Annotated in this window: 13 protein-coding genes and 1 pseudogene; 11 read left to right on the top strand and 3 right to left on the bottom strand. The window is 59.9% G+C overall.

Annotation, left to right across the window (positions count from 1 at the left end; genetic code table 11):
* The first annotated feature begins 18 nt into the window (after positions 1 to 18).
* The gene (locus PDR5_RS15960) at positions 19 to 1665 is read left to right on the top strand and encodes a phospholipase D-like domain-containing protein (protein ID WP_064597014.1); all 1647 of its coding nucleotides are present in this window, start codon (positions 19 to 21) and stop codon (positions 1663 to 1665) included.
* 335 nt (positions 1666 to 2000) lie between these two features.
* A complete protein-coding gene (locus PDR5_RS15955) occupies positions 2001 to 3557 on the top strand; it encodes a TerC family protein (protein WP_064597012.1) in 1557 nt (518 codons plus the stop codon).
* A gap of 12 nt (positions 3558 to 3569) precedes the next feature.
* On the opposite strand, the pseudogene PDR5_RS30200 reads toward PDR5_RS15955, so the two are convergent.
* Together PDR5_RS30200 and PDR5_RS15950 are read right to left on the bottom strand one after the other, a co-directional pair.
* Positions 3570 to 3734: pseudogene (locus PDR5_RS30200) on the bottom strand (non-hydrolyzing UDP-N-acetylglucosamine 2-epimerase); the annotation flags it as partial.
* A gap of 175 nt (positions 3735 to 3909) precedes the next feature.
* A complete protein-coding gene (locus tag PDR5_RS15950) occupies positions 3910 to 4341 on the bottom strand; it encodes a thioredoxin family protein (RefSeq protein ID WP_064597010.1) in 432 nt (143 codons plus the stop codon).
* A 203-nt stretch (positions 4342 to 4544) separates the two neighbouring features.
* Between PDR5_RS15950 and PDR5_RS29885 the strand changes: the two genes are divergently transcribed.
* The 9 genes from PDR5_RS29885 (at position 4545) to PDR5_RS15905 (ending at position 11614) form a co-directional block, all read left to right on the top strand.
* Positions 4545 to 4691, top strand: coding sequence for a hypothetical protein (locus PDR5_RS29885; RefSeq protein WP_172829487.1), 147 nt, complete (start codon positions 4545 to 4547; stop codon positions 4689 to 4691).
* A 273-nt stretch (positions 4692 to 4964) separates the two neighbouring features.
* Complete coding sequence (locus tag PDR5_RS15940) at positions 4965 to 5813, top strand: transporter substrate-binding domain-containing protein (protein ID WP_007960245.1); 849 nt, start codon at positions 4965 to 4967, stop codon at positions 5811 to 5813.
* 51 nt (positions 5814 to 5864) lie between these two features.
* The gene (locus tag PDR5_RS15935) at positions 5865 to 6527 is read left to right on the top strand and encodes an amino acid ABC transporter permease (protein ID WP_059405928.1); all 663 of its coding nucleotides are present in this window, start codon (positions 5865 to 5867) and stop codon (positions 6525 to 6527) included.
* 9 nt (positions 6528 to 6536) lie between these two features.
* A complete protein-coding gene (locus tag PDR5_RS15930; protein WP_007960241.1) occupies positions 6537 to 7199 on the top strand; it encodes an amino acid ABC transporter permease in 663 nt (220 codons plus the stop codon).
* Positions 7196 to 7993, top strand: a complete 798-nt coding sequence (locus tag PDR5_RS15925) for an amino acid ABC transporter ATP-binding protein (protein ID WP_039768796.1) — start codon at positions 7196 to 7198, stop codon at positions 7991 to 7993. The genes PDR5_RS15930 and PDR5_RS15925 overlap by 4 nt, the downstream gene beginning before the upstream one ends.
* Positions 7994 to 8024: 31 nt before the next feature.
* Positions 8025 to 8414 carry a RidA family protein gene (locus tag PDR5_RS15920; protein ID WP_039768794.1) on the top strand — a complete coding sequence of 130 codons (390 nt, stop codon included), beginning with the start codon at positions 8025 to 8027 and terminating at the stop codon, positions 8412 to 8414.
* Between the two features lie 243 nt (positions 8415 to 8657).
* Positions 8658 to 9422: an IclR family transcriptional regulator gene (locus PDR5_RS15915; protein ID WP_064597007.1), complete on the top strand. Its 765-nt coding sequence runs from the start codon at positions 8658 to 8660 to the stop codon at positions 9420 to 9422.
* A 39-nt stretch (positions 9423 to 9461) separates the two neighbouring features.
* Positions 9462 to 10682 carry an amino acid deaminase gene (locus tag PDR5_RS15910; RefSeq protein ID WP_064596998.1) on the top strand — a complete coding sequence of 407 codons (1221 nt, stop codon included), beginning with the start codon at positions 9462 to 9464 and terminating at the stop codon, positions 10680 to 10682.
* A complete protein-coding gene (locus PDR5_RS15905; RefSeq protein ID WP_064596997.1) occupies positions 10682 to 11614 on the top strand; it encodes a sugar kinase in 933 nt (310 codons plus the stop codon). Before PDR5_RS15910 ends, PDR5_RS15905 begins: the two co-directional genes overlap by 1 nt.
* 120 nt (positions 11615 to 11734) lie before the next feature.
* Here PDR5_RS15905 and PDR5_RS15900 read toward each other — a convergent pair whose 3' ends face one another.
* Positions 11735 to 12010, bottom strand: a complete 276-nt coding sequence (locus PDR5_RS15900) for a peptidylprolyl isomerase (protein ID WP_007952044.1) — start codon at positions 12008 to 12010, stop codon at positions 11735 to 11737.
* Between the last annotated feature and the right edge of the window lie 35 nt (positions 12011 to 12045).

The following is a 12045-nucleotide window of genomic DNA, read 5'->3' as shown; positions in this document are numbered from 1 at the left end:
ATTCACAAGGAGTGAGTCATGCGCGTGCTGGTCGCCAATTCGCAGGATGATTTTCGCGTCAAGGCCTACGCCGGCACCAACGGCGTGCTGCTCGCCATGGACCTCGCCGAACCCCGGCGCAAAGGCCTGCTGGGGTTTGCCATCGAGAAACAGCAGGGCGACAAACCGTGGTTGTTCCTGTTTAACAGCCTGACCTTTCCCGGCAAGGCCCATACGTTCGCGCAGTTTCACGCCACGCCGAGCGACAAGGCGCCGTTGCAGAAATTTCGCTGGGCCGATTACGCGGTCAATCCGGGGATGACGATTCACTATCGCGTGCACCTGGCGTATGGCACGCCGGATGCGCTGCAACTCGGTGAGGCGCTGGAGCTGACGATCCGCTCCGACGACGGTCATCCCGCCAATCAGGGCGTGATCTTCAATCGTGCCGTGGCAGCGAGCCAGGCGTTTCAGCGCAAATTCCCCGATCTCGACGCACAGATCAGTGCCAACAAAAACCTGCCCATCGAAGCCTGGCCCGATGCGGCGCGTCAGTGGCTGGAGAACGGTCTGCTCGGGCGCCTGCAAGGCTTTATCGAACGAGCGGTGGACGCTCAGTGGGCGCTGGACATCGCGATCTACGAATACCAGTTGCAAGCCATCGTCGACACGGTAAACGCGGCGTTTGATCGAGGTGTTCAGGTGCGCGTGCTGTATCACGCCCGGCCCGACGACGAAGACACCACGATCAACGAAGCAAGCCTTGCGAAACTGCCGGCGACCAGCAAGCGCGGGCGGGTCACCCACAATATTTTCCATAACAAGTTCATCGTGCTCAGCCGCCTCGACGGAGGCGGCGAGCGTCAGCCGCAAGCGGTGCTGTGCGGCAGCACCAACTTTACCGCCAACGGCGTGTACCGCCAGGCCAACGTGGTGCATGTGCTGGACGATGAGGCGATCAGTACGAGTTACCTGAAAACCTTCGAGCAGATCTGGGCTGAGCCGGCGGACGTCGGCGCCACCCGCGACTGGATTACCCAACACAACCCGATGAACCCGGCGCAACCCCTGTTCGCCGGGTTCTCCCCGCGCACCGGCGGCGCCGACTTGCGGGAGTTTGTCGATATCATCGAGGGGGCGAAGAAAGACCTGCTGTTCGTCACCGCATTCGCCTTGCCGGACGCGATTCTCAACGCATTGCTCGGCCAGCCCCATGACGACATCCTGCGTTACGGCCTGCAAAACACTGTCAGCCGCATCACCGGGTTTCACGCCGACCGAACCGCCGAATTCGCTGCCACCGCGTTGCTCAACACCGGGCTGGAAGGCTGGCTTCGGGAGAACATGAAAGGCCAGAAAGGCAATCTGCTGGTGCACACCAAAGCGGTGGTCACCGACTTCACCAGCGACAGCCCGACCCTCATCAGCGGCAGCCATAACCTCAGCACCTCCGCCAGCAACGGCAATGATGAGAACTATCTGATCATTCGCGGCGACACCGATCTGGCGGATCGCTATGGCCTGGAACTGCTGCGGTTCTACGAGCATTACCGTTTTCGCTACTTCGCGAAAAAACTGGCGTTGAAGCAGGTGCAGCCGTTGGCGGCGGATGACAGCTGGACCAACGACTACTACGTCGAGGACGATCTGCGCCAGTTGTCTCGCCTGCGGTTTTCCGGGCGTTAGCCCTTACATATCCGTTGGCTGCCGATGCTGACAAGAGCGGCGATAGTCAGGCGGCGTACAGATTTTGAAATGATTTCCATCTGTAGGAAAAGTCATCAGAGCCTGTACGCTTCAAGGCCTTTTTTCATTCAGGATTTGCATGAACACCCTCTCGGAGCCTCCCAGTTCTTCTAAAAAAACAACGTTCCCTTCGCGCCATTGCGCGGTCTTGACGCACTCGCAGCATCCGGTCTTCCGACTCCCGACTATCGTTGATGGCGCAGCCTTCGAGCTTTCGCGCCGCGCTTTGCCGTGTCCGGCAGCCTGAATTCACTGAAGAGAGACAGAGACAGATTATGGAATGGTTAGCGGATCCCACGGCATGGCTGGGCTTGTTGACACTGATCGTGCTGGAACTGGTATTGGGCATCGACAACCTGGTGTTCATCGCCATCCTGGCGGACAAACTGCCGCCGCATCAGCGCGACCGCGCACGCATCATCGGCTTGAGCCTGGCGCTGATCATGCGCCTGGGCCTGTTGGCGAGTATTTCCTGGTTGGTCACCCTCACGGCACCGTTGTTCGAAGTGTTTGGCAAGAGCTTCTCCGGCCGTGACCTGATCATGCTGTTCGGTGGTGTGTTCCTGTTGTTCAAGGCGACCATGGAATTGCACGAGCGGCTGGAAGGCCATATCGGCGAGCGTTCGACCAACACCGCTTATGCGCTGTTCTGGCCGATCGTGGCTCAGATCGTCGTGCTCGACGCGGTGTTCTCCCTGGACGCGGTGATTACTGCCGTGGGCATGGTCGATGAACTGGCGGTGATGATGATCGCGGTGGTCGTGTCCATTGGTGTGATGATCGTTGCCAGCAAGCCGCTGACCCGCTTCGTCAACGCCCACCCGACGGTGATCATGCTGTGTCTGGGCTTCCTGATGATGATCGGTTTTGCCCTGACCGCTGAAGGCCTGGGTTTCCACATCCCGAAAGGTTATCTGTACGCGGCCATTGGTTTCTCGATCCTGATCGAGATCTTCAACCAAATCGCCCGCGCTCGTCGCAAGCGCTCGATGCAGGGCTTGCGCCCGATGCGCGAGCGCACGGCCCATGCGGTGATGCGTCTGTTGGGTGGTCGCAAACTGGCGGCGGAAGAAGTCGGCGAGGAGATTTCCGACTTGCTGGACAACGGTGAAGCGCCGAGCGCGGAGCTGTTCGACCGTCGCGAGCGGGTGATGATCAGCGGTGTGCTGCAATTGGCCGAGCGACCGATTCGCGCCTTGATGACAGTGCGCGCCGATGTCGATCACATTGATCTGGCGGACGACGCCGAGGCTATTCGCACGCGACTGATGCATTCGTCCTACTCGCGCTTGCCGCTGATTCGTAACGGCGCAGTGGATGAGCCGCTGGGCTTCGTGCACAAGAAGGAATTGCTCAAGGAATATCTGGCCGGCAACGAGCCGAACCTTGAACACCTGGCGCGCAAGACCGTGAACCTGCTGGACAGCTATTCGATCCTCAACGCACTGGAACAAATGCGTGCAGCCTCGACCCACATTGCCTTTGTGGTGAACGAGTTCGGTGACTTTGTGGGTGTGTTGACCATGACCGACATTCTCGAATCGATTGCCGGTGAACTGCCCGATGCCAGTGAAATCGCCGGCCCCGATGTAGTCGAGGAGCAGGGCGGGTTTATCGTCAACGGTGCGCTGAACCTGACCCGCATCCGCGAGCACACCGGTTTTCGCGCTGAGCCGACCGAGGATTACCAGACCCTCGCCGGGCTGGTGATGAGCCTGCTGGATCGCCTGCCGATGAAGGGCGATCGACTGGAACATGAAGGCTGGGGCATGACCGTAATGGCAGTCGAAGAACGTCGCGTGACACGGGTGTTGCTGGTGCGTGAGGCCTGATGGCCTCACTGATGTCAGTTCGAAGGCCTCCAGTACCTGAGTCAGCATCTCGCGATGCTGACCGGTGGAGCAGATGTTGAGTGTGATGTCGGGCCACTGACGCAGTATCCGGGCCAGCGGAGCCATTTTGATGGCCTCCGGGCGAGTGCCGAAAACCATCATGACTTCAAAGGACATTGACCCTTCCTGGACGTAGCATGGCTGCGACCCGAGGGGCCGGCAGCACTCTTCTCTTTCTGAGAAATAAAGAAAAGCAGCCGGATGGGAGCTTGTCCAATCCAGTCTCGAGGCTAGTTCTTACAGATCAATAGCAGCGAAGGTGCAACTGCCTGATGGCGCTTGGATGGCACTTTCAGGAAAGGTTCAACCGTTTTGCGCGGTGGACGGTGCAGAGGGTGCGGAGGGTGTGACGCAGCCAGTTCAGGTCATGGCTCGGTTTGCGTGTTGCAGCGCAGTGCCTGGTTTTGCCGAGGTGTTGGGTGAAGTTGTGACGCAGTGATTCCTCTGTACCGATGCCTTTCAGTTTTTTGACCAGAACGCCTTCCTTGTAGAACAACACGGTCGGTGTGCCCGTGACATCCGGATGTCGAATCGACTTTGCGGTATCGAGCATGAAGATATCCATCCAGGGCCGGAAAGGCTTGGCGATCTCGAGAAAAACGGGGCTGGAAAACACGCAGGCAGCGCAATGCTCATTGAAGAAATACAGGACGACAAGACGCCTGGCTTTCAAGACTTTCCGGTACGTCGGGGGCAACGCTGAATATCGAGTCGGTGTCGTCATTGGAGCCTCCTGATCAATGAGTCTGGAAGGCCTTTGAAGTTAAAGCAGGGCAAAACGGCGGTCTACTGTCAGAAATTACAGGTAGGTCCTGCAAAGGATGATTTCGTCCTACTTTGATGCAAGAGCATTCCCTCAGAAGACTCAGATCCGCGGAGGCCAGGCAGCTGGTATCGTTTTTCAGACATTTATCAAAGGAGCTCCTGATGGGCAGCGATGCAGGTTTGAAAGCAGTTTCCGTAGTACGAATCGATGAGGCACTTATGAATCGCCTTGAGGATCTCGAGCTGATAGCTCTCTGCAAGGAGCGGGAAAATGATCCGACCATAAAAGTTTCGATAGACGACCTTTGAGCTTGGTTCTCGGAGATAAACGCTGCCCCTGAATCGATCACCCGTGCACCGACTGGGAACCTGTTACCCGCATTGTTGTAGCCAACGGTAGCGCACGCTCCGCTCTCTCGCTGTTTCTCTATTTTTCCGTTTTACGTATCTCTTTGATTCCTGTGAATTTTCAAACGGGTGCAGATTCCCCACGAATCCTGTGGCACACTTTCTGCTGTCTATTCCGTAGTAACAAACCGTGTTCCGGTATAGCGGAATAAACAATCCTCTGGAGTGCTTGCCATGCATCGCCGACCTTCCTTGTTCAAAGCATGTGTTTTTGTTCTCGCGGCTTCGTCCGCTGTCATGGGTATGGCCCAGGCGGCCGACAGCAAGCTCGACAGCGTCCTGGCCCGTGGAAAACTGATTGTGGGCACCGGCAGCACCAATGCGCCGTGGCACTTCCAGGGTGCGGACGGCAAGTTGCAGGGTTTTGATATCGACATCGCCCGGATGGTGGCCAAAGGTCTGTTCAATGACCCGAGCAAGGTCGAGTTCGTGGTGCAGTCGTCCGATGCGCGGATTCCCAACCTGCTGACCGACAAAGTCGACATGAGCTGCCAGTTCATCACCGTCACCGCCAGCCGTGCGCAGCAAGTGGCGTTCACCCTCCCGTATTACCGCGAAGGCGTTGGCCTGCTGCTGCCGAACAACAGCAAGTACAAGGAAATCGAAGACCTGCAGGCCGGGGGCGACGGCGTGACCGTGGCCGTGCTGCAGAACGTGTACGCCGAGGAGCTGGTGCATCAGGCGCTGCCCAAGGCCAAGGTCGATCAGTACGACAGCGTCGATCTGATGTATCAGGCGGTGAACTCCGGCCGCGCCGATGCCGCCGCCACCGACCAGTCTTCGGTCAAATACCTGATGGTGCAGAACCCTGGCCGCTACCGCAGCCCGACGTACGCCTGGAGCCCGCAGACCTACGCCTGCGCCGTCAAACGTGGCGATCAGGACTGGCTGAACTTCGTCAACACCGCGCTGCATGAAGCCATGACCGGCGTCGAGTTCCCGACTTATGCCGCCTCGTTCAAGCAATGGTTCGGCGTCGATTTGCCATCGCCTGCCATCGGTTTCCCTGTCGAATTCAAATGATCCCGTGAGAGTGGGGCGCCCTGATGCGCCCCGCTCAAGGTACTGCCGACCATGAACTATCAGTTGAACTTTGCCGCCGTGTGGCGCGATTTCGACACCTTGCTGGCGGGGCTCGGTCTGGGCCTCGAACTGGCGCTGGTGTCGATCGCCATCGGCTGCGTGATCGGCCTGCTGATGGCGTTTGCCTTGCTGTCGAAGCATCGCGCCTTGCGGGTGCTGGCATCGGTGTATGTGACGGTGATCCGTAACACGCCGATTCTGGTGTTGATTCTGTTGATCTACTTTGCGTTGCCAAGCCTGGGGATCCGGCTGGACAAGATCCCGTCGTTCATCATCACCCTGTCGCTGTATGCCGGGGCGTACTTGACCGAAGTGTTCCGCGGCGGTTTGTTGAGCATCCCCAAGGGCCAGCGCGAAGCGGGGCTGGCGATTGGTCTGGGCGAGTGGCAGGTGAAGGCCTACGTCACCGTGCCGGTGATGTTGCGCAACGTGCTGCCGGCGCTTTCGAACAACTTCATTTCGCTGTTCAAGGACACCTCGCTGGCCGCCGCGATCGCGGTGCCGGAGCTGACCTATTACGCGCGCAAGATCAACGTCGAAAGCTACCGGGTGATCGAAACCTGGCTGGTGACCACGGCGTTGTATGTCGCGGCCTGTTACCTCATTGCCATGCTGCTGCGTTACCTCGAGCAGCGTCTGGCAATCCGCCGATAGGAGGCTGCGATGTACGAATCCCCCAGTTGGTTGCATGAGTTGTGGATTGCCCGTGAAGCCTTGTGGCAAGGCTTTCTGACCAGCGTGCAGGTGTCGGCGCTGGCGATTTTGTTCGGCACGGTCATCGGTGTGTTTGCCGGGCTGGTTCTGACTTACGGCAAGTTCTGGATGCGCGCGCCGTTCCGCTTTTATGTCGATCTGATTCGCGGCACGCCGGTGTTCGTGCTGGTGCTGGCGTGCTTTTACATGGCACCGGCGCTCGGTTGGCAGATCAGCGCGTTTCAGGCCGGTGCACTCGGGCTGACGCTGTTTTGCGGCTCCCACGTCGCCGAGATCGTGCGCGGTGCGTTGCAGGCATTGCCACGCGGGCAGATGGAAGCCGGCAAGGCCATCGGCCTGACGTTCTATCAATCCCTCGGTTATGTGCTGTTGCCGCAGGCGCTGCGGCAGATCCTGCCGACCTGGGTCAACTCGTCCACGGAAATCGTCAAGGCTTCGACTTTGCTGTCGGTGATCGGCGTGGCCGAGCTGTTGCTCAGCACCCAGCAGATCATTGCCCGGACGTTCATGACCCTGGAGTTTTATCTGTTCGCCGGTTTTCTGTTCTTCGTCATCAACTACGGCATCGAATTACTCGGCCGGCACATTGAAAAGCGGGTGGCCCTGCCATGACTCAAGCTCAAGTTTCCAACCTCCAGAACGCTCAGCCGCTGCTGGACATCCGTGGCCTGCACAAGCAATACGGCGCGGTCGAAGTGCTCAAGGGTGTCGACCTGAGCATGCAGCGCGGCAACGTGGTGACGCTGATCGGCTCCAGTGGCTCGGGCAAGACCACGCTGCTGCGGTGCGTGAACATGCTCGAGGAATTTCAGGGCGGGCAGATCCTGCTCGACGGCGAATCCATCGGCTATGACGAACTCAACGGCAAACGCGTGCGCCACCCGGAAAAAGTCATTGCCCGTCATCGGGCGATGACCGGCATGGCGTTCCAGCAATTCAACCTGTTCCCGCATCTGACCGCGTTGCAGAACGTCACGCTCGGCCTGCTGAAAGTAAAAAAGATGCACAAGGACGAAGCCGTGGCCCTGGCCGAAAAATGGCTGGAGCGGGTCGGTCTGCTGGAACGGCGCAATCACTTTCCCGGCCAGTTGTCCGGCGGTCAGCAGCAGCGCGTGGCGATTGCCCGGGCGATTGCGATGAACCCGAGCCTGATGCTGTTCGACGAAGTCACCTCGGCCCTAGATCCGGAACTGGTCGGCGAAGTGCTGAACGTGATCAAAGGCCTGGCCGAGGACGGCATGACCATGTTGCTGGTGACCCACGAAATGCGTTTTGCCTTCGAGGTATCGGACAAGATCGTTTTCATGAATCAGGGGCGCATCGAAGAGCAGGGGCCTCCCAAGGAACTGTTCGAGCGTCCTCAATCGCCGCGGCTGGCGGAATTTCTCAAAAGCACGCGGTTCTGACTTTTCACTTTTTCAATCAGGAGAAACACCCATGAGCATTACTCGTTACGGCACCGGCAGCACCGCCGCTGGCGGCCAGCCGCGCCCATTCGCCCGCGCCGTTGAAGCCGATGGCTGGCTGCATGTTTCCGGGCAGGTGCCGGCGGTGGATGGCGAGATCATTGTGGGCGGCATCGTCGAGCAGACGCACCAGACCATGAAGAACCTGATCGCGATTCTCGAAGAGGCCGGTTATGGCCTGGAAGACGTGGTACGCGCTGGCGTGTGGCTGGACGATCCGCGGGATTTCACCAGTTTCAACAAGGTCTTCGGCGAGTACTTCAAGCCCGAACACGCACCGGCCCGGGCCTGTGTGCAGGCAAGCATGATGGTCGACTGCAAGGTCGAGATCGACTGCATTGCGTACAAGAAGAAGGCTTGAGTGATGTGGCGTCGCTGAGGCCGTAGCCCCCTCACCCTAGCCCTCTCCCCCAGGAGAGGGGACTGATCTCTATCGATGCAGATTGTTGTGCCAGACGATGGCATTTGCATCGATACGGTCAGGCTCCCTCTCCCTCCGGGCGGTCCGACGTTTCGGGAGGGCGGGGGGTGAGGGCTGCGATCCAACTGACACAACGCCAAGGGCCAGTTACCATCCCCGGCATCTTTTATGGGAACCACTGAAATGACCGAAGACACCATCAAGCGCCGGGCACGCGGTCTGGACCGGGCGTTCGATATCCTCGATTTTCTCAAGGAAATCGGCCAGCCACTGCGCCCGAACGACATCGCCAACGGCATCGGCAGTCCGAAATCCACGGTCTACGAACTGGTGGCGTCATTGCTCGAGCGGCGGATCCTGGAGCCGGTGGGCAAGGATGGTCACGTCTATCTCGGTCGTCAGCTGTACTTCCTCGGGCAGGCGCATTTGCGACACTTCGACCTCAGTCGCGAGGCCGATCACGCGTTGCAGGAGATCGTCAGCCAGACCCGGGAAACCGCGCAGATGTGCCTGCTTAACGGGCGCAAATACACGGTGGCCCTGATGAAGGAGGGCGAGCGGCATTTCCGCATTTCTTCCGATATCGGCGAAAACGCGCCGATCCCGTGGACCGCCTCGGGACGCCTGCTGCTGGCGCACTTGAGTGACCAGCAGATCAGCGATTTGATCGACCCCGAGGACTTCATCCTGCCGGATGGCGAACGCCTGCCGATGGAGACGTTTCTGGCGGAAATCCGTCAGGCTGGCATCGACGGTTTCTTCTCCTTCGACAGTGTCGCCGACACCTTCACCCATTGCTTCGCCGCCCCGGTCAAAGACCCTCAAGGCGTGGCCATCTGCACCCTGTGCATCGTCGCCCCGCGCGCCGATGCCAAGACCCATTACAACGACTATCGCCGGGTCTTGATCGAGAGCGCCAACAGCCTCGCCCGGCGAATCAACGAATAACCGCGCCTGCCTGCGGGCGCGACTGTGAGGAGTTCGACCATGACGACTGCCAACAACACTGCTGCCGTGGAAAAGGGCGATGCCGCCGTCGGCGCGCAACTGGTGCGTGACATCAGCCTGCCGGCGCTGGTGCTGCACCGTGAAGCGCTGGAACACAACATCCGCTGGATGCAGAAATTCGTCAGCGACAGCGGCGCCGAACTCGCGCCCCATGGCAAGACCAGCATGACCCCGGCGCTGTTTCGTCGTCAGCTCGACGCCGGCGCGTGGGGCATCACCCTGGCCAGCGCCACCCAGACCCGCGCCGCTTACGCCCACGGCGTGCGCCGGGTGTTGATGGCCAACCAATTGGTCGGCACGCCGAACATGGCGTTGATTGCCGACCTGCTGGCGGCGGATTCGGGCTTCGATTTCTATTGCATGGTCGATCACCCGGACAACGTCGCCGATCTGGGCGCTTACTTCGCGTCGCGTGGCGTGCGGTTGAACGTGATGATCGAGTACGGGGTGGTCGGTGGCCGTTGCGGTTGCCGCAGCGAGCAGGAAGTCATCGAACTGGCCAAGGCCATCGGCGCGCAGCCGGCACTGGCCTTGACCGGCATCGAAGGTTACGAAGGCGTGATCCATGGCGATCACGCCGTCACCGGCATCCGTGAATTCGCCGCCTCGCTGGTGCGTCTGGCGGTGCAGTTGCAGGACAGCGGCGCGTTCGCCATCGCCAAGCCGATCATCACCGCGTCGGGTTCGGCCTGGTACGACCTGATTGCCGAATCGTTCGAAGCGCAGAACGCTGGCGGGCGTTTCCTCAGCGTGTTGCGTCCCGGCAGTTACGTGGCGCACGACCATGGCATTTATAAAGAGGCGCAGTGCTGCGTGCTCGATCGTCGCAGTGACCTGCACGAAGGGCTGCGTCCGGCGCTGGAAGTCTGGGCCCACGTGCAGTCGATGCCGGAGCCTGGCTTTGCCGTGATTGCCCTGGGCAAGCGTGACGTGGCGTTCGATGCCGGGATGCCGGTGCCGTTGCTGCGTTACAAGGCCGGTGTGCTGCCGGCGGTGGGCGACGATGTCGGTGCCTGCAAGGTGACGGCGGTGATGGACCAGCACGCGTTCATGACCGTGGCGCCGGGCGTGGAATTGCGCGTCGGCGACATCATTTCCTTTGGCACTTCCCACCCGTGCCTGACCTTCGACAAGTGGCGCGTAGGGCTGCTGGTGGACGAGCAGTTGTCGGTGATCGAAACCATGGAAACCTGCTTCTGATGAACATGCTCAGTGCATTGGGTCCGAACACCCCGCGCATCGCCCTGATCGGCGAATGCATGATCGAACTCCAGCAACGTGCCGATGGCAGTCTGCAACAGAGCTTTGGCGGTGACACGCTGAACACGGCGGTCTATCTGTCCCGCGCCATGGGCGACAAGGCGAACGTCGATTACGTCACGGCGCTGGGTGACGACAGCTTCAGTGACGCGATGTGCCGCAGTTGGGCCGACGAAGGCATTGGTCTGGATCTGGTTCAGCGCTTGCCCGGTCGTCTGCCTGGCCTGTATTGCATCCAGACCGATGCCGCCGGGGAGCGTCGCTTCCTTTACTGGCGCAACGAAGCCGCCGTGCGCGACTGCTTCACCACGCCGGCGGCCGCACCGATTCTGGCGGCGCTGCCGGATTATGACGTGTTGTATTTCAGCGGTATCACGTTGGCGGTACTCGGCACACAGGGCCGTGAAAAACTGATTCAAACCTTGATCGAAGCCCGTCAGCGTGATGCGCGAATCGTGTTTGACAACAACTACCGCCCACGCCTGTGGGCTTCAGTGGAGGAGGCGCGGGCGGCGTATCGCAGCGTGTTGCCCCATGTCGATCTGGCGTTGCTGACGGTGGACGACGAGCAGGCGCTGTTCCATTTCGAGGACTGTGACGCGGTGTTTGAAGCATACGCGCAGATCGGCACGCCGGAAGTGGTGCTCAAACGCGGCGCCGAAGCCTGTCTGATCCGTTGCGACGGGGAGGCTTTCGAAATCCCGGCGCAGAAGGTCGAGAAGGTGGTGGACACCACGGCGGCGGGGGATTCGTTCAGTGCGGCGTATCTGGCGAGTCGTTTGCTTGGGGGTAGCCCGGCGGAAGCGGCGCAGGCCGGCCATCTGCTAGCGAGCCAGGTTATTCAAGTACCCGGAGCTCTGATTCCGAAGTAATCGGTGACCGATTGCCGGGCAATCGGATCGTGAGCAGGCTCGCTCCCACAGTGATTGTGTGTCGTTCACGATTTTTTTGTGGGAGCGGGCCTGCTCGCGATTGGCCCTGAAGCCAAACACTTAATCGCGGTAAAACACCTGCACCAGGTGATAACCGAACTTGCTCTTGATCGGCCCGTGCACCGTGCGCAGCGGCTTTTTGAAGATCACCGCATCGATCGCGCCGACCATCTGTCCCGGCCGCACTTCACCCAGATCGCCGCCGCGCTTGCCGGACGGACAGGTCGAAAACTTCTTCGCCAGCACATCGAACGCTTCACCATTGGCGATGCGTTGTTTGAGTTTTTCAGCCTCTTCGGCGGTCTTCACCAGAATATGGCGGGCTTGGGCTTTCATCGTGCAATACCTGTAGCGGGGTGACGGCGGGGCGC

This window comes from Pseudomonas sp. DR 5-09 (assembly GCF_001655595.1).
In the GTDB taxonomy this organism is placed as follows: Bacteria; Pseudomonadota; Gammaproteobacteria; order Pseudomonadales; family Pseudomonadaceae; genus Aquipseudomonas; species Aquipseudomonas pharyngis.
Note: the sequence above shows the minus strand (reverse complement) of the source record. Positions and strands in the feature narration are given on the sequence as shown.

What these genes read in the sequence shown, in the direction of transcription:
- PDR5_RS15960 (WP_064597014.1), top strand. Translation starts at nt 19, where the DNA reads ATGCGCGTGCTGGTCGCCAATTCGCAGGATGATTTTCGCGTCAAGGCC.
- PDR5_RS15955 (WP_064597012.1), top strand. Translation starts at nt 2,001, where the DNA reads ATGGAATGGTTAGCGGATCCCACGGCATGGCTGGGCTTGTTGACACTG.
- PDR5_RS15950 (WP_064597010.1), bottom strand. Translation starts at nt 4,341, where the DNA reads ATGACGACACCGACTCGATATTCAGCGTTGCCCCCGACGTACCGGAAA.
- PDR5_RS29885 (WP_172829487.1), top strand. Translation starts at nt 4,545, where the DNA reads ATGGGCAGCGATGCAGGTTTGAAAGCAGTTTCCGTAGTACGAATCGAT.
- PDR5_RS15940 (WP_007960245.1), top strand. Translation starts at nt 4,965, where the DNA reads ATGCATCGCCGACCTTCCTTGTTCAAAGCATGTGTTTTTGTTCTCGCG.
- PDR5_RS15935 (WP_059405928.1), top strand. Translation starts at nt 5,865, where the DNA reads ATGAACTATCAGTTGAACTTTGCCGCCGTGTGGCGCGATTTCGACACC.
- PDR5_RS15930 (WP_007960241.1), top strand. Translation starts at nt 6,537, where the DNA reads ATGTACGAATCCCCCAGTTGGTTGCATGAGTTGTGGATTGCCCGTGAA.
- PDR5_RS15925 (WP_039768796.1), top strand. Translation starts at nt 7,196, where the DNA reads ATGACTCAAGCTCAAGTTTCCAACCTCCAGAACGCTCAGCCGCTGCTG.
- PDR5_RS15920 (WP_039768794.1), top strand. Translation starts at nt 8,025, where the DNA reads ATGAGCATTACTCGTTACGGCACCGGCAGCACCGCCGCTGGCGGCCAG.
- PDR5_RS15915 (WP_064597007.1), top strand. Translation starts at nt 8,658, where the DNA reads ATGACCGAAGACACCATCAAGCGCCGGGCACGCGGTCTGGACCGGGCG.
- PDR5_RS15910 (WP_064596998.1), top strand. Translation starts at nt 9,462, where the DNA reads ATGACGACTGCCAACAACACTGCTGCCGTGGAAAAGGGCGATGCCGCC.
- PDR5_RS15905 (WP_064596997.1), top strand. Translation starts at nt 10,682, where the DNA reads ATGAACATGCTCAGTGCATTGGGTCCGAACACCCCGCGCATCGCCCTG.
- PDR5_RS15900 (WP_007952044.1), bottom strand. Translation starts at nt 12,010, where the DNA reads ATGAAAGCCCAAGCCCGCCATATTCTGGTGAAGACCGCCGAAGAGGCT.